Genomic DNA, 19,047 nt, shown 5'->3' on the forward strand with positions numbered 1-19,047 from the left:
ATCGAACGGTGGTATTGACCGCTGTCTATGCATTCGCTAGGCTGTCACTCACCTCATTGGGAGCGCTCCGCTCCGGTGAGGTCCCCATCTTTCGAACAGCCTCGTTCCCTCACGGCGCGGCACCACCTTGAGGAGTTTCACGTGCTGCACAACCGGCAACGCCGTCGCGCCCTGATCGCGGGGGCCGTCACCCTCGCGACCGCGGCGCTCGGCATAGGGCTCTCGACGCAGTTCGCGGGCGCCCAGGCGACTACCCTGCGCGCCGCGGCGGACGCCATCGGCAAGGACATCGGCGTCGCAGTGGACGTCAACAAGCTTCAGAGCAACACGCAGTACCGCAACACCATCGCCACCGAGTTCAACTCCCTCACCGCCGAGAACGCGATGAAGTGGGACGCGACCGAACCACAGGACGGCAACTACACCTTCTCCCAGGCCGACACCCTCGTGAACTTCGCGGAGGACAACGGCCAGTCCGTCCACGGGCACACCTTCGTGTGGCACGCCCAGACCCCCAACTGGGTGCAGGGCCTCAACGCCACGGCCATGCGCTCGGCCATGGTCGACCACATCAACACCGTGGCCAACCGCTACGAGGGCCGGGTCGACTCCTGGGACGTCGTGAACGAGGTCGTCAGCGACAACAACGGCGCCATGCGCGACTCGTTCTGGCTGCGCGCCATGGGCGAGGGGTACATCACCACCGCGTTCCAGACCGCCCGCGCGGCCGACCCGAACGCCGACCTCTACATCAACGACTACTCGATCGAGGGCGACAACGCCAAGTCCGACACGATCTACCGGCTCGCGCAGGGCCTGAAGTCGCAGAACATCCTCGACGGCGTCGGCTTCCAGTCCCACCTCATCCTCGGCCAGGTGCCCTCCACGATGGAGGCGAACCTGCAGCGGTTCGTGGACCTGGGCCTGAAGGTGCGCATCACCGAGCTGGACATCCGGCTCAACACGCCGGCCGACGCGAACGAACTCGCGCAGCAGGCCGAGGACTACCGGCGCGTTACCGAGATCTGCGCCGAACTCGCCGACTGCTCCGGCATCACCGTCTGGGGCCTGCGCGACAACGACTCGTGGGTGCCCGGCACCTTCCCCGGCACCGGTGCGGCGCTGCTGTTCAACGACGACTTCTCCAAGAAGCCCGCCTACACCTCGACGCTGAACGCCCTCGGCGGCGGCGGCACCGGCGAGCCCACCACCACTCCTGCCACCACCGACCCCGCGACCAGCACGCCCCCGCCCGGCGACGGCTGCACCGCGACGCTCTCGGTCCAGAGCCCCTGGAACACCGGCGCCACCTACAGCGCCACCGTGAAGGCCAACCAGGCGCTCACCGGCTGGCGGGTCACCTGGACCTGGCCGGGATCGGAGCGGATCTCCAACGCCTGGAGCGTGACCGGCACCTTGACCGGGGCGACCGTGACCGGCGCCAACGCCGCTTACAACGGCACACTCGCCGCGGGCCAGTCGACCACGTTCGGCTTCAACATCACCAAGAACGACGGCTCGACCGCCTCGGTCCCGACCGTCACCTGCACACCCGCCTAGACCCGTCTCTTCGCACAGGTGAGGGCCGGGACGCCGCAAGCGTCCCGGCCCTCACCGCTGCCCGCCTTCAGGCCAGCTCGGCCTGGAACATCCAGCTCTGCTTCTCGAGCTCGGCGGTGATGCCGATGAGCAGGTCCTGCGTGACCGGGTCGGCCGACTCGGTGACCTCGATGCGCTCGCGCATGTTCGCGATGATCGCCGTGTAGGCCTCGATGAACAGCGAGACGACCTCCGTGTCGCTGATCTGCCCGTCGTGGATCTTGGGGACCGAGGAGGTCTCGGCGACCGTGCCCGCCCGACCGTCCGCGCTCACCCCGATCGCGATGGCCCGCTCGGCGACGAGGTCGGTGGCGTTGCGCGCCGACACGACGATCTCGTCGAGCTGGAGGTGGAGGGAGCGGAAGTTCTTGCCGTAGACGTTCCAGTGCGCCTGCTTGCCGACCAGGGACAGGTCGATGAGGTCGACGAGCGCGCCCTGCAGGGCCTTCGCGGTCGTGTCGCGGTTCTCGTCGGAAAGGCTGGAGCGGACGGTGGACATCTCGGTACCTCGCATCGGACTGGGCTTCTGGAACGGCGCCGCTGTGGAACGTCGTGCTTGCATGCGCTGCCTCGTGAGCGCTGCGCGGCTTCGGGCGGCCGCACCGCCCCAGGGTAGCTTTCCCGCGCCCACCGCGCTGGCGACTCTGCGCACCGGGAGGGGGCGCAAGCGTGAAGACCGGTCGGAAATGAAGGAAGCCGTCGGGAATCTCGTCGCCCCCGGTCGCTATTTGTTCGGATAGTCGATAAACTAATGAACGTCGTGCCGACCCACCCCGGCCCGAGCGCCGTACCCAACCCTCAACAGGCAGGAGCCTCGAATGCCTTACCGCCCGCCGCTGGTCGCCCGCGAGTTCTTCGTCGCCGACCCCCCGGAGCTTCCCCAGCGCGCCAACGGTGAGCAGGGGCTGTCGGCCGTCACGAGCGCGGAGGTCGCCGAGACCGGCCCCGCCTCGGTGCTCCTGAAGGCCGTGACGAGCGCGGGGGAGGAGCTCTACGTGGAGCTCGCTGCCGTCGCCGAGGGCGTCGTGCGCGCCCGCCTCGCGGCCGACCCGGCCGCCCGCCCCGCCGTCGAGAAGATCATCGAACTGGTCCACGCCGGCGCCTATGCCGACGCGAAGGTCTCGGTCGAGGGCGACACGGTCGTCGTCGACGCCGGATCGGTCCGCGCCGTCGCCACCCTCGGCGCCTGGTCGCTCAAGTACACCGACGCGGCGGGCCGGACGCTCGTCGCCCAGAACCCGGGCGAGACCGACATCTCGGGCCGCCTGCGCACCCTCCCCTTCGGCCGGTCCCTCGTCGACGGTGAGCCGGTCGCGTTCCACGAGTCCTTCACGGCCGCACCGGACGAGGCCTTCGCCGGCTTCGGCGAGCGCTTCGCGCCGCTGAACGCGCGCGGCCAGCGTCCGCTGATGTGGAACTTCGACGCGTTCGGCTCCGAGTCGATCCGCATGTACAAGAACGCCCCGATCTACGTCTCGGACCGCGGCTACGGCATCGTCGTCAACTCCGGCGCGCCCGTCGAGTTCGACGTGGCCCAGCAGACCCACGCGGCAGTCGAGATCCTCGTGCCCGACGACGCCCTCGAGTACTTCGTGCTCGGCGGCACCCCGGTCGAGGTCCTGGACCGGTTCGACGGCCTCACCTCCCGCCCCTCGCTGCCCCCGAAGTGGGCCTTCGGCACCTGGATCTCCTCGGGCTTCTTCGTCGACTCCGAGGAGCGGGTCATGGAGCGGGCCAAGAAGATCCGCGAGCGCGGCATCCCGTGCGACGTGCTGCACCTGGACACGTTCTGGCAGCACGAGCCGCACTGGTCGGACATGCAGTGGGACCGCGAGAACTTCCCCGAGCCCGAGCGGATGCTCGCCGACCTCGCCGAGCAGGGCTTCAAGGTCTGCCTCTGGATGAACTCGTACATCTCCGCGAAGTCCCCGGTCTTCGCCGAGGGCGACGAGCGCGGCTACTTCCTCAAGACCGCCGAGGGCGAGACCTACGTTGCGGACGTCTGGCACGGCTCGCACCAGGCCAGCGGCATCGTCGACTTCACCAACCCCGACGCCGTCGAGTGGTGGAAGGAGCTGCTGCGCGGCCCGCTGCAGGCCGGCGCGGCCCTGTACAAGACCGACTTCGCCGAGGGCGTTCCCGCGGACGCGGTGGCGCACAACGGCATGACGGGCACCGAGCTGCACAACGTGTACACCCTGCTCTACAACGACGCGGTGGTCGAGGTGACCCGCGAGGTCAACGGCCACGAGCTGGTGTGGGCCCGCTCGTCGTTCCTCGGCGGGCAGCGCCACTCGGCGCAGTGGTCGGGCGACGTGCAGACCACCTGGGCCGGCCTGGGGGGCACCATCCGCGGCGGCCTCTCGCACGGCCTGTCGGGCATCCCGTTCTGGTCGCACGACACCGGCGGCTTCAACGGCACGCCCACCGACGACCTGTACATCCGCTGGGCCCAGTTCGGCGCGCTCTCGCCGCTGCTGCGCTACCACGGCACCACCACCCGCGAGCTGTGGGAGTTCTCCGAGGAGGCCGAGCGCCTCGCGGTGGAGTCGCTCAAGCTGCGCTACTCGCTCATGCCGTACATCTACTCCGCGGCGGTGCACGCCTCGCGCACCGGCGAGCCGGTGCTGCGCGCGCTGAACGTGGACGACCCGGCCGACCCGGTGTCGTGGAACGCCGACCAGGAGTACCGCCTCGGCAAGGACCTCCTCGTCGCGCCGGTCAACGACCCGTCGGGCGAGCGCAAGGTCTATCTGCCCGAGGGCCGCTGGATCGACTTCTGGACCAAGGAGGTCCTCGAGGGCGGGCGCTACATCGACACCAAGCACGGCCTGGAGACCTTCCCGGTGTTCGTGCGCTACGGCGCGGTCCTGCCGCGCGTCGAGGCCGGCCTGCAGATCGGCGACGGCGCGTTCGAGGGCATCACGCTCGAGGTGTGGGGCGCGCCCGACCGCGGCATCGTGATCAGCGACGTCGACGGCGACACCGCGATCGAGATTGAAACAGTTTCAGAAACTGTTGTGACCCTGGTGTCGACAGGCCCGGCGGACATCGCTAATGTGAGCGTCGTAGACGTTGCGGGCAAGCCCGCGAAAGTGGAGCTGGAGCGTAAGTAGATGACCCTGGTGGCCGGAGTCGACTCCTCGACGCAGTCGACGAAAGTGTTGTTGGTCGAAGCCGAAACGGGCGAGATCGTCGACTCCGGTCGCGCCTCCCACCCGGACGGGACCGAGTGCCCGCCCGAAGCGTGGTGGGAGGCCCTCCAGGAGGCCGGCAAAGGCCTCCTGGACAGGGCCGAGGCCGTGGCCGTCGCCGGGCAGCAGCACGGCATGGTCGCGCTCGACGCGGACGACGAGGTCGTGCGCCCCGCCCTGCTGTGGAACGACACCCGCTCGGCCCCCCAGGCCGAGCGGCTGACCGCCGACCACGGCGGTCCCGAGGCCTGGGCCGCCGACACCGGCCTGGTCCTCGCCGCGTCCTTCACCGCCACGAAACTCGCCTGGCTCGCCGAGCACGAGCCCGAGAACGCGGCGAAAACTGTTTCAGTGATGCTCCCGCACGACTGGCTCACCATGAAGCTCCGCGGGGTCAGCGCCGCCGAGGCGACCACCGACCGCTCGGACGCCTCCGGCACCGGCTACTGGTCGCCGCGCACCGGCAGCTACGTCGCCGAGCGCCTGCTCCAGGCCTTCGGCCGGGAACTGCGCCTGCCGCGCGTGGCCGCACCGAACGAGGTCGTCGGCCGCACCGCGACCGGCGCGGCCGTCGCGCCCGGCACCGGCGACAACGCCGGCGCCGCGCTCGGACTGGGCCTCGGCCCCGGCGACGTCGCCGTCTCGCTCGGCACCTCGGGCACCGTCTTCGGCGTCTCCGACGTCCCCGCCGCCGACGCCTCCGGGCTCGTGGCCGGGTTCGCCGACGCCACCGGCCGGTTCCTGCCGCTCGTCTGCACCCTCAACGCCGCCCGCGTCCTCGACACGTTCCGGACCCTCCTCGGCGTGGACCACGCCGAGTTCGACCGGCTCGCGCTCGCGGCCGCCCCCGGCGCCGGAGGCCTCACCCTCCTGCCGTACCTCGACGGCGAGCGGACCCCCAAGCGTCCCGACGCGACCGGGGTCATCGCCGGGCTCACGACCGGCGCGACGCGCGAAGACCTCGCCCGCGCCGCCGTCGAAGGCATGCTCTCGGCCCAGGCCGACGGGCTCGCCGCCATGGCCGCCCAAGGGCTCGAAGCGAAGCGCGTGCTCCTCATCGGCGGCGCGTCCGCCTCCGAGGCCGTGCGCCAGATCGCCCCGAGCGTCTTCGGCGTCGACGTCGAAGTGCCCCCCTCGGCCGAATACGTGGCCCTCGGGGCGGCCAAACAAGCGGCTTGGGCCCTCACCGGCTCGCAAAACCCGCCACAGTGGAAGACCGGCGACACCGCCCGGATCACCGGCAGCGCCGCCGCGAAGGTGTCAGAGCAGTACGCGACCCTCCGGGACGAGACTTCGTCCTGGGCCGCACATCACTAAGAAAAGGACAGATCATGACCGACAAGTACGCACCGGTGCCCGAGGACAAGTTCTCCTTCGGCATCTGGACGGTCGGCTGGGCGGCTCAGGACGTCTTCGGCTCGGCCACCCGCGCCCCGATGAGCGCCGACCGCGCCGTGCGCAAGCTCGCCGAGATCGGCGCCTACGGCGTCAACTTCCACGACAACGACGTGTTCGACTTCGACGCCTCCGAGGCCGAGCGCGACGCCAAGGTCGGCGCGTTCCGCAAGGCCCTCGACGAGACCGGCCTCAAGGTCACCACCGCCACCACCAACCTGTTCGGCCACCCGATCTTCAAAGACGGCGGCTTCACCCACAACGACCGCGACGTGCGCCGCTTCGCCATCTCGAAGGTCATGCGCAACATCGACCTCGCCGCCGAGCTCGGCGCCGAGATCTACGTCGCCTGGGGCGGCCGCGAAGGCGCCGAGTCCGGCGGCGCCAAGGACATCCAGTCCGCGCTCGCCCGCATGAAGGAAGCCTTCGACACCCTCGGCGCGTACGTCACCGAGCAGGGCTACGCCATCCGCTTCGCCATCGAGCCCAAGCCGAACGAGCCCCGCGGCAACATCCTCCTGCCGACCATCGGCCACGCCCTCGCGTTCATCAACGAGCTCGAGCAGCCCGAACTCGTCGGCCTCAACCCCGAGATCGGGCACGAGGAGATGGCCGGCCTCGACTACGCCGCCGGCATCCGCCAGGCCCTGTGGCACGGCAAGCTCTACCACATCGACCTCAACGGCCAGACCGGCCCGCGTTACGACCAGGACCTCCGCTTCGGCGCGGGCAACGTCGGCGGCGCCTTCTGGACCGTCGACGCCGTCGAAGAGGGCATCGCCAAGGGCCAGTACAACGGCCCGGTCCACTTCGACTTCAAGCCCCCGCGCACCGAGGACGACAACGGCGTGTGGGTCTCGGCCGCCGCCTGCATGCGCAACTACAAGATCCTGCAGGAGAAGGTCCGCGCCTTCCGCGCCGACCCCGAGGTCCAGCAGGCCCTCAAGGACGCCCGCGTCGACCAGCTCGCCGTCCCCACCCTCGGCGAGGGCGAGACCTGGGCCGACCTCAAGGACGTCAAGGTCGACGTCGACGGCCTCGCCGCCAAGGGCATGGCCTTCGAGCGCCTCGACCAGCTCGCCCTGGAGCACCTCTACGGCGTGCGCTAGACACACGGAAATGCGATCGGGCCCGGAGCTTCCGCTCCGGGCCCGATCGCTACCCCACACCCATCAATTGGATTCGACTCGCCTTGCGGCTTGTCACCCCTCAGGAGGTTTCTTTCCCCTGCCCTGAAGATTAGGGACCACGGCTCTGCGTTCCACGCGAGAACCATTAGAGGTTCATTGGAACCTCAGCGGCTCACGCGACCGGGGCCGTCGGCGCGGGCGGGTCCGCGAGCGCCGCGAGCGTCTTCTGCCAGATCCCCACGCCGATCCACGCGCCGTGCTTGAACCCGGCGTCGCGGATGCTGCCCACCAGCTCGAAGCCGAAACGCTCGTGCAGCGCCTCGCTGCCCGGGTTCGGCTGCGAGACCTGCGCCATGACACTCCGGAACCCCTGCTGCTCCAAGCGCTTGAGCAGCTCGCCGTACAGCAGCGAGCCGATGCCCAGCCCCTGGTGGCCGGGGGAGACGTACACCGTCGACTCCGCGGTCCACGCGTACGCCTGCTTCGGCCGCCACGCGCTCGCGTACGCCAGCCCGGCCACGGCCCCGCCGACCTCCGCGACGAGATACGGGAAGCGGTCCGCGTTCGCCGCGAACTGCTCCGCCCACTCCTCGGGGCCGTACGGCTCCGTCCGGAAGTTGCTCACCGACTCGGCGATGTAGTGGTTGAGGATCGCGCTCGCAGCGGGCGCGTCCCCGGCCTGCGCGAGGCGCACGGCCACGGCGTCACTGGTGCTCATGATCGGCAAGGTTAACCGCCGACGGGAGCGGTGCCAGGCCACGTTCCCGCCAAGCGGTAGACCACCGCAGCGGACGTTCACCACACCGTGCTCGGCCGCCACATGCAGCCGGACGGGCGCAGACCGCCCGTCGCACGGAAGTCCTCCACCGCCCGCGCCAGCGTGCTCAACGCGATGTGCGCGTCCGGAGGGAACGTGCTCTCTGTGTCCATGTCCCGGTAGAGCCGCAAGTGGGGGGCCTGCGGCTCGTCCGAGTAGGTCACCCACGCGCCGGGACCGTAGTCCTCGCCGCCCGGGCCGTAATACGCCAGCGCCCCGACCTCGGCCGCCTTGTCGGCGGTGATCTTCAGGCCGTGGTCGGGCCGGCCGCCCGGCTCGTACCCGGGCCGGTCGCGCACGAGCGCGGTGGCGGTCTGGACCAGGTCGGCCGCGACGATCGTCGCGATCGCGGCGGCCACGCCGTCGGGGTCGTGGGCGAGGAGCACCCGGGTCCCGTTCTCGCGGGTCCGGAGGCGGAACTCGACGCAGTAGCCGGCGATGTGCGCGCCCGCGGGGCCAGGACTCATGGGGGGTTCTCCTTCCGGGTCGCGGGACTCGGCAATGCGGGACTGGGAATCGTGGTGGAAATCGAGACTGATCGCCATGGCGGACACCGCACCTCACATGGGGTCGTACTGTTCCGGGGTTTTGTGAACGACAGTACGGGCGTGATCGGCCCCTATGTTCGATTCAGTCGGGAACACGACAGAAATGCACGGATAGCGCCCTGATATGCCGTCACAACCTGTTCATGCAAGTAGCAGTTTCCAATGGGGAGCCCCGCCCGCCTCCCGGACCGGCTCCCCCCGCACCGCCCCCGCCCGGCAAGATAGACCGCATGCGAGTGGAACTCCTGGGGCCGTTGCGACTCCTCGACGAGGACGGTACCGAGCTCACCGTCCCCGCCGGCCGCCAGCGCGCCCTCCTCGCCCGTCTCGCACTCGCGACCGGCCCCGTCCCCGCCGCCGCCCTCATCGACGCCGCCTGGCCCGACCACCCGCCCGCCAACGCCAACGGCGCCCTCCACACCCAGCTCTCCCGACTTCGCGGACTCCTCGGCCCCCGCCTCGAGCACGGCCCCGGCGGCTACCGCCTCGACGCCGCCGAAACCGACGTCGACGCCTTCGAAACCCTTGCCGCGCGAACCGAAGCGGCCTCGAGAGAGGACGCGTCCGCCGCCGCCCGCGCCGCCGCCGAAGCCGCCCTCGCCCTCTGGCGCGGCCCCGCCCTCGCCGACCTCGACGGCCCCGCCTTCGCCGACGCCGCCCGCACCCGCCTCGCCATGCGCCGCGACGCCGTCGCCGCCCTCCACCTCGAGGCCCGCCTTCGCCTCGAAGGCGCCGACGCCGTCCTCGCCGACCTCGCCGCCCGCCACGGCGCCGACCCCCTCAACGAACCCGACGCCGCCCGCTACATGCTCGCGCTGGCAGCCGCCGGGCGCCGCGCCGAGGCCCTGGCCGTGTTCGAAGCCGTGCGCGGAAAGCTTGCCGATGAACTCGGCGTCGACCCGTCCCGGGTGCTGCGCGACGCTCACCTCGACGTGCTGCGCGGCACCGAACCGCAAGCGCCGCAACAGCGAGCGCATCGCCTGCCTGAACCGCTGACCGCGTGCATCGGCCGCGAGTCCGAGATCGCGGCCGTGACCGGGCTCCTCGGCGCGAACCGTCTCGTGACCCTCACCGGCCCGGGTGGGACCGGGAAGACGCGGCTCGCGGTCGAGACCGCGCACCGGCTGGCCGCCGAGGGACGCGACGTGCGGCTCGTCGAGCTCGCGCCGGTCGTCGACCCGCAGCGGCTGCCCGAGGTCGTCGGCGACACGATCGGCCTGGGCGAGTCGATCCTCGCCCGCCGCAGCGAGGACCCGCGGACCCGCCTCACCGAAGCCCTGTGGGGCCGCGAACTGCTTCTCGCCGTCGACAACTGCGAGCACCTCATCGAGGACGCCGCGGATCTGCTGGCGCACCTGCTCGGCCGCGTGCCGGGCCTGCGGGTGCTCGCCACGAGCCGCGAAGCGCTCGGCATCACCGGCGAGGCCGTGCTCGGCGTCGGCCCGCTGCCGCTCCCCGCAGGTGTCGCGTCCGTGGCGGACCTGCGCGCGCACGCGGCCGTGGCGCTGTTCGAGGAGCGGGCGGGGCAGAGCGATCCCGCGTTCACCGTCGACGAGGCGAACGCGGACCTGGTGCTCCAGGTCTGCACTGCTCTGGACGGCCTGCCGCTCGCGATCGAGCTCGCGGCGGCCCGCCTCAAGTCCATGAGCCTGCAGGATCTCGCTGCGCGCCTTGACGACCGGTTCGGCCTGCTCGGGCGCGGCCCGCGCACGGCCGAGCCGCGCCAGCGGACGCTCCGCGCGGTCGTCGACTGGAGCTGGGACCTCCTCGACCCGGCCGAGCGCCTGGTCCTGGCGCGCATGTCGGTGTTCAGCGGCAGCGCCGACCTCGCCGCCGCGTGCGAGGTCTGCTCGGCGACGGCCGACGAGATCACCGGCCTGGTCGAGAAGTCGCTGGTGCAGCGCCTGCCCGGCGGCCGGTACCGGCTGCTGGAGACCGTGCGCGAGTACGCCGCCGCGCGGCTCGCCGAGGCCGGGGAGACCGCCGAGCGGTTCGAGCGGCACGCCGAGCACTACACGGCCCTCGCCGAGGAGGCCGAGCCGCATCTCATGCGCGCCGAGCAGGTCGAGTGGCTGGACCGGCTCGCCACCGACCACGCGAACCTCTTCGCCGCGATCCGCCGGATGGTCGCCGCCGGGAACGCCCGCGTCGCCTACCGCGCGATCGCGCCGCTCTCCTGGTACTGGTGGATGCGCGGCTACCGCGACGAGGGCATGGAACTGGCCCGGCAGGTGCGGGCGATGCCGCTCGGCGCCGATGACGACGTGGACCCGCTGCACCGCGCGAAGGTCGCGATGGCGGGCAGCTGGGGCCTGTGGTCGGGGCGGCTCGACCCGGCCGCGATCGACGCCGAGTTCGCTGCGGCGCAGCGCATCAGCGAGGAGCACGACCTGTACGAGGTCGAGCCGCTGCTGCAGATGATCCCGATGATCCGGGCGATGATCGCCGGGGACGCGGACCGCCTCGGCGAGATCATCGAGCGGGCCGGCATCAGCGGCAGCTCCTGGGTGCGGGGGATCGGGCTGCTGTTCATCTCCGAGCTCTCGTACCAGGCGGGCCGTCCGGAGGACGCGGCAGCGGAGCTGGCCGAGTCGAACGCGATCTTCGCGGCGCTCGGCGAGCGCTTCGGGCTCATCCTCTCCTGGCAGGGCCTCGCGAACGACCTCATGGCCGCCGGGGACTACCAGGGCGCGAAGACCCTGCTGCTGCGGGCGATCGCGGCCGAAGCGGAGTTCGGCGCGGACCTCGCGGACTCGGTGATCGCCGAGCACCTGTGGCGCATCGACGCCGAGCACGGCGACGACCCCGCCGCGATGCTGGAGCGGATGCGGGCCTACCGGGAGCGGGCCGAGCGGATCGGCAACCAGGAGAACGCCCTCGCAGCCCGGAACGCGGCGGCGATCTGCCTGCGCCGCATGGGAAGGCTCGACGAGGCCCTGCGCGAGCTGCTGGACGCCGAGACCGACCTGCCGCAGTACCGCAGCTTCTCCGAGGTCACGATGCAGCTCTACCGCCAGCTCGCGGCCCTCGCACGCGAGAAGGGCGACCCGGACCTGGAGGCCCGGGCCGCCGCGATGCTCGAGCAGAGCACCTGGCCGTTCAGCTCCTAGGGCGTCCTAGTCGCCGAGCTTGCGCCGGTAGGCCCGCAGCGACAGCGGCACGAACACCGCGACGAGTGCGGCGCACCAGCCGAGGAGCGCGAGCACTTCACCGCCCGGGTCCCCGCCGTCGAGGAACACCCGCATGGAGTCCGCGAGCGCGGTGAGCGGGTTGATCTCGGCCCACCACTGGACCGCGCCGGGGAGCGTGTCGATCTCCACGAAGATCGTGGAGGTGTAGGCGAGCGGCATGAGCAGGCTGATCATCCACGTCTGGATCTGCTCCTCGCTCTTGGCGGTGAGGCCCACGAGCGCCATCGACCACGAGGCGGCGAACAGGAACAGCAGCAGCACCCCGGCGGCCGCGGCCGTGCCGAGGACGCCGCCGTCGGCGCGGTAGCCGATCGCGAACGCGACCCCGCCGACGACGAGCAGCGCCCACGCGTACTTCACCATGTCGGCCGCGACCCGCCCGGCCAGCAGCGCGAACCGCGACACCGGCATGGCGGTGAGCCGGTCGAACACGCCCTCCTTGATGTCGCCGTACAGGCCCAGACCCGTCGCGGTGACGGCGAAGAACAGGCCCATCGCAATGATGGTCGGGCCCGCGTACTGCAGGAAGTCCTGCCACGAGCCCATCATCTGGCCGCCCATGAAGAAGGTGATGGACAGCAGGATCATCAGCGGGATCATGAAGAAGTCGACGAGCTGCGCGGGCGCGTGCCGGATCGAGGCGAGGGAGCGGGCCGCCATGGTGGCGGACTGCGCGAGCGTCCCGCGCTCGGAGGTCCACGTCGTTTCACAGCGCCGTGTTTCCGGGCGCGTGGTCTCGGTCGCCATGGCGCTCATGCCGCCGGCTCCTTCTCGGTCGTGTTCGTGCGGTGGCCGGTGAGTTGGAGGAAGACCTCGTCGAGGGTCGGCTCGTGGAGCCCGAACCCGGCCAGGTCGACCCCGGCCTGGCCGATGCGGGCCATGACGGCCTGCGCCTCGCCCGCGTGGGCGACGGGCACGGTCACGGCCCCGTCCTGGGCGCGGGCCTGCGCGCCAGCGGCCCATTCGGCGAGCTGGACGATCTGCTCGACCGCGTCCGGCCGGGCGGGGGTCAGCCGCAGCACTTGCCCGCCTACGGCCTGCTTGAGCTGCGAGGACGTGCCCGAGGCGATGACGCGGCCGGTGTCGATGACCGCGATCGTGTCGGCGAGCTGGTCGGCCTCCTCGAGGTACTGGGTGGTGAGCAGGACCGTGGTCCCGGCCGCCACGAGGTCGCGCACGACCTCCCACAACCCGTTGCGGCTCTGGGGATCGAGCCCGGTCGTCGGCTCGTCGAGGAACAGCACCTCGGGCCGGCGCACGATCGAGGCGGCGAGGTCGAGGCGGCGCCGCATCCCGCCCGAGTACTTGCCCACGGCGCGGGTGGCGGCGTGCGCGAGGTCGAACCGCTCGATCAGCTCGTTCGCGCGGGTCTTCGCCTGGCGGCGGGACGCGCCGAGCAGCCGCGCCACGAGCACGAGGTTCTGCTCTCCGGAGAGGTTCGGGTCGAGCCCGGCGTACTGGCCGGTGAGGCCGATCCGCTTCCGCACTTCGGCGGCCTGCGCGACGACGTCGAGGCCGAGCACGCGGGCGGTCCCGGCGTCGGGCTTGGTGAGGGTGGACATGACGCGGACGGCGGTGGTCTTTCCGGCCCCGTTCGGGCCGAGCACGCCGAGCACGGTGCCGGGGGCCGCGGCGAGGTCCACGCCGCTGAGGGCGTGGACCTCGCCGAAGGACTTCTTCAGTCCCCGGACTTCGATGGCGTATCGCATGGGGGCGCCTTTCCTGATCGGCTTCCTGTGCCCCCAGCGTGCGCGCCCCGCCTTTCACTCCGGTCCCACCGGGCTTTCACTCACGCCGCGCACGTGAAAGGGCCGCCTCCGCGAGTGCGGAGACGGCCCTTCTCACCGGGGGAGGTGATCAACCGGTCACGGCGAAGCTTGCGAGCCGTAAATTAGCCCTTGATGGCGCCGGTGATGACGGCCTTGGTGAAGTGCTTCTGGATGAACGGGTACATGATGACGATCGGGACGATCGTGCAGACGACCACGGCCATCTTCAAAGCCGAGTCGGGCGCCTGCGTCTGGTACTGCGAGACGTCGGCGGCCGCGCCGGGCAGGCCCTGGGTCGACATGAGCATGCGCTGCAGGACGACCTGGATCGGCTGGGTCTCCAGGCCCGGGATGTACAGCACGGCCGAGAAGTAGATGTTCCAGTAGCCGACCGCGTAGAACAGGGCGATGACCGCGAGGATCGCCTTGGACATGGGCAGGACGATCTTGAACAGGGTCCGGAACTCGCCGGCGCCGTCCATGCGGGCGGCGTCGATGAGCTCGGTCGGGACCGAGTTCATGAAGAACGAGCGCAGCACGATGAGGTTGAAGGCGTTGAGCGCCATCGGCAGCACCAGGGAGAGGTAGCTGTCGAACATGCCCAGTTTCTGCACGACGAGGAAGCTCGGGTACAGGCCCGGCGCGAACAGGAACGTGAAGAGCACGAGCATGAGCAGCGGCCGGTGCAGGAGCGAGCCGGGCCGCGAGAGACCGTACGCCGCGCCGATGGTCAGGACCATCGACAGCGCCGTACCGCCCGCGGTGAGGCCGATCGTGAGGATCAGCGACCGGGTGAGCGCGCCGCCGTCGAAGATCTCCTGGTAGGCCTGCAGGCTCAGGTCGGTCGGGATGAGCAGCAGGTTGCCGCCGGCGCGGGCGAGGGCTTCCTCGCTGGCGAAGCTGGTCGCCACGACCGCCCAGATCGGCAGGACGATGGCCGCCGCGTAGCAGATGAGGAACAGGGCCTTGACGGCCTTGCCGACGAAGGACGGCTCCTCGTCCCAGACCGGGCGCGCGTTCTTCTTGGCGGGCTTGAGCTTGATGTCGGTGGCGGTCATGACTTCTGGTAGATCCCTTGCTCTCCGAGGCGGTGCGCGACGTTGTTGGCGATGAGGACCAGGACCAGCCCGATCACGCCCTTGAACAGGCCCGCCGCGGTGCCGAAGGAGGGCCCTTCGGTGCCGATGACGCTGCGGTAGTAGACGAAGGTGTCGAGCACTTCGGTGGTCTGGTAGCCGACGGCGTTGCGCTGCAGCTGGTACTGCTCGAAGCCGACGTTGAGGATGCCGCCGATGTGCAGGATCAGCAGCAGTACGATCACCGGCCGGATGCCCGGGAGGGTGATGTGCCACATGCGCCGCCACCGGCTCGCGCCGTCGACGGCCGCGGCCTCGTAGAGGCTCGGGTTGATCGAGGCCAGGGCCGCGAGGAAGATGATCATGCCCCAGCCCGCGTCCTTCCACGCCCACTGCAGCCAGGCGAGGAACAGGAACGAGTCCGGATCGGACATGAAGGTCAGGCGCTCGCCGCCGAAGCCCAGGATCCAGTTGGAGACCAGGCCGTCCGAGCCGAGCGTCTGCACGAAGACGGTGACGACCAGGACCCAGGAGAAGAAGTAGGGCAGGTACACGACCGACTGGAAGGCGCTGCGGATCTTCGTCGAGATGACCGAGTGCATGACCAGCGCCAGCACGATGGAGAGCGGGAAGAGGAACAGCAGGTTCGCGAAGGCGTACTTCAGGGTGTTGAGCAGGGCGGGCATGAAGTACGGGTTGGCGAACAGCCGCTCGAACCACGCGAAGCCCACGAACGGGTTCTCCCAGAAGGGCCGGTGGGGGCTGTAGTCCATGAACGCGATGATGTTCCAGGCCGAGGGCCAGTAGAAGAACACCGCGAGCTGCGCCAGCGCCGGGAGGGTCAGGAGCAGCAGGGGCCAGTCGTGCCGGAGCCGCTGGCCCAGGGTCCGCTTGTTTTTCGCGCGGGGGCGGGCCTGCCCGCGGCTCGGGGCCGGGGGCGCTGAGGTCTGGAGAGCTGCCATCGCTTGTGTGAAATCCAGTCAGTGAGTACCTGTGCGGGACGGGCATGGCCGGACCGTGACCACAGGGGTCGCGGCCCGGCCGGGCGTCTTAGCCGTGCAGCTTGTCGTAAGCCGCGGTGTAGTGCTCGCGGCCGACTTCGCCGCCGTTGTTCTTCCAGGTCTCGACCATGTCCGGGATGGCGGACAGGTCGGCGCGGCCGAACGCGATGTCGTTCTGCTGGTCGATGAGGACCTGGCCGGCGGACTTGAACTCGGACGGACCTTCGACGCGCATGCCCTCGAAGATGTTGACCTCGGCGAAGTCCTTGACGGAGGCGTTGTAGTCGAAGCGGGCCTGGACCATGTCCGGCGTCCCGGTCAGGAACTGCTGCACGTGGCCGGACATCGTCTTGTGGTTCACCGGGGCCTGGACGACCTTGGTGCCGACCTCGTTGTAGACCGGGGTGCCGTCGGGGCCGTAGGTGAAGTGCGTGCCCTCGATGCCGTAGTTGAGGAGCTCGTACTCGGTGGTGCCGTACGGCGCCGAGCAGAAGTTGGCGAAGTCCAGGAACTCCTCGACCTGCTCCTTGGTGAGGTCCTTGTTGAGGAAGGTCCAGGAGTCGACGCCGGTGTTGACGTGCACGAGCGGCTGGCGGCCCTTGGCGGACAGCGCGCCGAGGGGGGCGATGGTGCCGCCGGTGCCCTCGGCGGTGGACTGGTCGATGAACCCCTGCCACCAGGACATGCCGTCGAGCTGGAAGACGATCGTTCCGGCCTTGTGCAGGGCCTGGCCGTCGAGCGTGCCCGAGGGGAGGTCCGGGTGGACCAGCTTCTCGTCCCAGATGGTGCGGCGGAACTCGAGCCACTCGGTGTACTCGGGGCGCTCGCAGTTGTGGACGAGCTTGCCGTCGATGTAGGCCCACCCGTCGCCGCCGGCGAGGCCGAACCACTGCGGGGTGAGGTAGTCGGTGCCGCCGAAGGCCCAGCGGCCGCCGGCGTCGTCGGAGACCGCGCGGGCGACCTCGAGGAGTTCCTCGACCGTGGTCGGCAGGGCCTGGCCGTGCTCCTCGAGGATGTCGGTGCGGGCGAACATGGCGTTGCCCGGGCCGCCGGAGAACGAGCCGGGGATGCCGAAGACGCGCGCGGTCTCGGGGTCCGCGGGGTCGGTGGACCACACCGACTGGCCCCAGGAGGCGGTCGGGAGGCCCGCGAGGAGCGGCCAGCGCTCGGAGATGTCGCCCTTGACGATGTCGGTCAGGTCGTAGAACGAGTTGACCACCGTCTCCTGGAAGTTCGGGTGGGCGAAGAGCATCCAGCTGAAGAGCATGATGCCGTCGCCGTACTCGTTGGCGTTGAGCCACTGGACCGAGGTCTCGGCGAAGGTGTTGCCGTCGGCCTGGCGCAGGTTGACCGTGGTGCCGCCGCTGGCGTCGGCGATGGCCGCGAAGTACGGGTCGTCGTTCGAGGGGGCCTCGCCCCAGATCGGGACGGTGATCTCGTAGGTCCCGCTGTTGGAGGGGACGTTCTCGATCGCCGGGACCGGCTCGGGGTACGTGGTGAAGCCGGAGGGGTGGTTCGGCGGCTCGCCGACCAGGTCGGGCTGGACCGGGAGCGGCCATTCCTTGTACTCGGGGAGGAAGTCGAAGCCCGAGGTCGTCTGCGAGGTGCCCCCGCCGGATTCGATGTCGCCGCAGGCGGCGATGACAGGAAGGCCCGCGGCACCGGCGACGCCGAGCCCGGCGGCCTTGAACAGGGAGCGGCGGCGGAAGACCGACCCGTCTGAGGGAGTAGCCACGTTGCTGTCCTTTCGGTCGTACTGCGTTGTGAGGGTCTTAAGGGGGTCTGGCCGATAATTAGTTCGGCTATTCGATAAACTAAAGTAGCGCACGGTGGCACCCGACACAAGCCGGGGGTCAGGCGATACGGACGCGGATTGGTCACGATTCGGGAACGGCCCTTGTGGTGAAACGCTTCGCTGCGCAACCGTCAGGGACCGCCCGACAACCCGTTGTCGCGATCCACGACAATGCTCAATTACGGCCCGCACCCGGCGCCATAAGCGGGCCGAGAGACAAGCAGGAGGACGAGACATGGCGATGCGCATCGCATCGAAGTCGGCCGGGGCCGCCGGCGCGGAGGCGCGGGGAAGGGCCAGACGCGCCGACTTCACGGACGTGCGGGCCAACAACCTCGGCTTCGTGCTGCGTCAGGTCCGCGCCGAAGGCCGTTGCTCCCGTGCGGATCTCGCGGCCAAGACCGGCCTCAACAAGGCCACGGTCTCCTCGCTCGTGGCCGAGCTCATCGAGCGCCGCGTCCTGCGCGAGTCCGGCTCGGTCATCGGCAACATCGGCCGCCCCGCGGTGCTGCTCAGTGTGGACACCGGCTACTACGCCTCCCTCGGCGTGGAAGTCAATGTGGACTACATGACGCTCGTCGCCGTGGACCTCGCCGGGAACCGCCTCCTGTCCTGGCGCCGCGCCCACGACGGCGGCGGATCGACCCCCGGCCGCTCCGTCTCGGCCCTCGCGGGCCTCGCCAAGCGCGCCGTCGACAAGATGGACGCCGAGGGCCGCCAGATCCTCGGGCTCGCCGTCGCCGTCCCCGGCATGATCGACAACGACGGCGTCGTCCAGCGCGCCCCGATGCTCGGTTGGGAGGAGTTCGACCTCACCGGCCGCCTCCGCCAGGCCATGCGCGACCCCAAGTACGCCGTGACCGCCGACAACGACGCCAACCTCGGCGCGGTCGCCGAGCAGCGCTTCGGCTCCTGGGCCGGCGTGGCCAACATGATCTACCTGACCGGTGAGATCGGCCTCGGCGCCGGCCTCATCGTCGACGGCGAACTGCGCAGGGGCGCAACGGGATTCGCCGGTGAGATCGGCAACCTCCTCATCGACGTCGACGGAAGGGTCGGCCGGGTCGAAGACCTCGCCGGCATCAGCGCCGTCCTCAAGGCGCTGTCCGAATCCGACGACATCGCGGGCGCCGAAGTCGAGGCCGAGGTCGAGGACGTGGTCACCCGCGCCCGCGCCGAAGAGCCCCGCGTGCTCGAGGCCCTGGACCGCATCGGCCGCTCCCTCGGGGCGGGCATCGCGCTCGCCGTCGACCTCCTCAACCCCGAAGCGGTCGTCCTCGGCGGCCACTACCAGGCCCTCAGTCCCTGGATCGGCCCGGCCGCCGAACGCGAGCTCGCCGCCCGCACCCACGCCTCCGGCGCCGGCGGCGCCGAGATCGTGGTCTCGGCCCTCGGACACGAAGCCCCTGCCCTCGGTGCCGCGACCGGCATCCTCAACGACATCGACGCCGGGAAGATGCCCACCCCGCTGGGTTCCTAGCGTCTGTTTCACGATTGTTACCCCGCCCGTTTCCGCAGGTTAAAAGCCTGCG

Annotated in this window: 14 protein-coding genes; 6 read left to right on the forward strand and 8 right to left on the reverse strand. The window is 70.4% G+C overall.

Annotated features, from left to right (window positions below):
• The first annotated feature begins 141 nt into the window (after positions 1-141).
• A complete protein-coding gene (locus J5V16_RS18520; RefSeq protein WP_208498274.1) occupies positions 142-1,560 on the forward strand; it encodes an endo-1,4-beta-xylanase in 1,419 nt (472 codons plus the stop codon).
• A gap of 67 nt (positions 1,561-1,627) precedes the next feature.
• On the opposite strand, the gene J5V16_RS18525 is transcribed toward J5V16_RS18520, so the two are convergent.
• Positions 1,628-2,098, reverse strand: coding sequence for a Dps family protein (locus tag J5V16_RS18525; RefSeq protein WP_208498276.1), 471 nt, complete (start codon positions 2,096-2,098; stop codon positions 1,628-1,630).
• 319 nt (positions 2,099-2,417) lie between these two features.
• On the opposite strand from J5V16_RS18525, the gene J5V16_RS18530 reads away from it, so the two are divergent.
• From J5V16_RS18530 to xylA, 3 genes are read left to right on the forward strand one after another with little or no spacing between them, the layout of a single operon-like run.
• Entirely contained in the window at positions 2,418-4,715 is a 2,298-nt protein-coding gene (locus J5V16_RS18530; RefSeq protein WP_208498279.1) for a TIM-barrel domain-containing protein, read from the forward strand.
• Positions 4,716-6,110: a xylulokinase gene (gene xylB / locus J5V16_RS18535; protein WP_208498280.1), complete on the forward strand. Its 1,395-nt coding sequence runs from the start codon at positions 4,716-4,718 to the stop codon at positions 6,108-6,110.
• A 14-nt stretch (positions 6,111-6,124) separates the two neighbouring features.
• Positions 6,125-7,297 (forward strand): xylose isomerase, encoded by a 1,173-nt coding sequence (xylA, locus tag J5V16_RS18540; protein ID WP_208498282.1) that lies wholly within the window; start codon positions 6,125-6,127, stop codon positions 7,295-7,297.
• Positions 7,298-7,490: 193 nt separating this feature from the next.
• Here the strand turns inward: xylA and J5V16_RS18545 are convergent, their stop codons facing one another.
• Positions 7,491-8,036, reverse strand: a complete 546-nt coding sequence (locus J5V16_RS18545) for a GNAT family N-acetyltransferase (protein ID WP_208498284.1) — start codon at positions 8,034-8,036, stop codon at positions 7,491-7,493.
• A 77-nt stretch (positions 8,037-8,113) separates the two neighbouring features.
• Positions 8,114-8,602: an Imm1 family immunity protein gene (locus J5V16_RS18550; protein WP_208498286.1), complete on the reverse strand. Its 489-nt coding sequence runs from the start codon at positions 8,600-8,602 to the stop codon at positions 8,114-8,116.
• A 311-nt stretch (positions 8,603-8,913) separates the two neighbouring features.
• Between J5V16_RS18550 and J5V16_RS18555 the strand changes: the two genes are divergently transcribed.
• A complete protein-coding gene (locus tag J5V16_RS18555) occupies positions 8,914-11,793 on the forward strand; it encodes an ATP-binding protein (protein WP_208498288.1) in 2,880 nt (959 codons plus the stop codon).
• Positions 11,794-11,799: 6 nt separating this feature from the next.
• Here J5V16_RS18555 and J5V16_RS18560 read toward each other — a convergent pair whose 3' ends face one another.
• From J5V16_RS18560 to J5V16_RS18580, 5 genes are all read right to left on the reverse strand, one after another.
• Entirely contained in the window at positions 11,800-12,630 is an 831-nt protein-coding gene (locus J5V16_RS18560; RefSeq protein ID WP_208498290.1) for an ABC transporter permease, read from the reverse strand.
• Positions 12,627-13,583: an ATP-binding cassette domain-containing protein gene (locus J5V16_RS18565; RefSeq protein ID WP_208498297.1), complete on the reverse strand. Its 957-nt coding sequence runs from the start codon at positions 13,581-13,583 to the stop codon at positions 12,627-12,629. The genes J5V16_RS18560 and J5V16_RS18565 overlap by 4 nt, the downstream gene beginning before the upstream one ends.
• 182 nt (positions 13,584-13,765) lie before the next feature.
• Positions 13,766-14,701, reverse strand: a complete 936-nt coding sequence (locus J5V16_RS18570; protein ID WP_208498299.1) for a carbohydrate ABC transporter permease — start codon at positions 14,699-14,701, stop codon at positions 13,766-13,768.
• Complete coding sequence (locus J5V16_RS18575; RefSeq protein WP_208498301.1) at positions 14,698-15,681, reverse strand: ABC transporter permease; 984 nt, start codon at positions 15,679-15,681, stop codon at positions 14,698-14,700. The genes J5V16_RS18570 and J5V16_RS18575 overlap by 4 nt, the downstream gene beginning before the upstream one ends.
• Before the next feature lie 88 nt (positions 15,682-15,769).
• Positions 15,770-17,455 carry a type 2 periplasmic-binding domain-containing protein gene (locus tag J5V16_RS18580; protein ID WP_208498308.1) on the reverse strand — a complete coding sequence of 562 codons (1,686 nt, stop codon included), beginning with the start codon at positions 17,453-17,455 and terminating at the stop codon, positions 15,770-15,772.
• 295 nt (positions 17,456-17,750) lie between these two features.
• Between J5V16_RS18580 and J5V16_RS18585 the strand changes: the two genes are divergently transcribed.
• Positions 17,751-18,995: an ROK family transcriptional regulator gene (locus tag J5V16_RS18585; RefSeq protein WP_208498310.1), complete on the forward strand. Its 1,245-nt coding sequence runs from the start codon at positions 17,751-17,753 to the stop codon at positions 18,993-18,995.
• Positions 18,996-19,047 lie beyond the last annotated feature (52 nt).

The sequence above is a fragment of the Glycomyces niveus genome (genome assembly GCF_017592475.1).
Taxonomy (GTDB): Bacteria; Actinomycetota; Actinomycetes; order Mycobacteriales; family Micromonosporaceae; genus Glycomyces; species Glycomyces niveus.

Bases quoted from the DNA above. Each gene is read 5' to 3' on its own strand.
- J5V16_RS18525 (WP_208498276.1), bottom strand. From the start codon at position 2,098: ATGTCCACCGTCCGCTCCAGCCTTTCCGACGAGAACCGCGACACGACC.
- J5V16_RS18530 (WP_208498279.1), top strand. From the start codon at position 2,418: ATGCCTTACCGCCCGCCGCTGGTCGCCCGCGAGTTCTTCGTCGCCGAC.
- xylB (WP_208498280.1), top strand. From the start codon at position 4,716: ATGACCCTGGTGGCCGGAGTCGACTCCTCGACGCAGTCGACGAAAGTG.
- xylA (WP_208498282.1), top strand. From the start codon at position 6,125: ATGACCGACAAGTACGCACCGGTGCCCGAGGACAAGTTCTCCTTCGGC.
- J5V16_RS18545 (WP_208498284.1), bottom strand. From the start codon at position 8,036: ATGAGCACCAGTGACGCCGTGGCCGTGCGCCTCGCGCAGGCCGGGGAC.
- J5V16_RS18550 (WP_208498286.1), bottom strand. From the start codon at position 8,602: ATGAGTCCTGGCCCCGCGGGCGCGCACATCGCCGGCTACTGCGTCGAG.
- J5V16_RS18555 (WP_208498288.1), top strand. From the start codon at position 8,914: ATGCGAGTGGAACTCCTGGGGCCGTTGCGACTCCTCGACGAGGACGGT.
- J5V16_RS18560 (WP_208498290.1), bottom strand. From the start codon at position 12,630: ATGAGCGCCATGGCGACCGAGACCACGCGCCCGGAAACACGGCGCTGT.
- J5V16_RS18565 (WP_208498297.1), bottom strand. From the start codon at position 13,583: ATGCGATACGCCATCGAAGTCCGGGGACTGAAGAAGTCCTTCGGCGAG.
- J5V16_RS18570 (WP_208498299.1), bottom strand. From the start codon at position 14,701: ATGACCGCCACCGACATCAAGCTCAAGCCCGCCAAGAAGAACGCGCGC.
- J5V16_RS18575 (WP_208498301.1), bottom strand. From the start codon at position 15,681: ATGGCAGCTCTCCAGACCTCAGCGCCCCCGGCCCCGAGCCGCGGGCAG.
- J5V16_RS18585 (WP_208498310.1), top strand. From the start codon at position 17,751: ATGGCGATGCGCATCGCATCGAAGTCGGCCGGGGCCGCCGGCGCGGAG.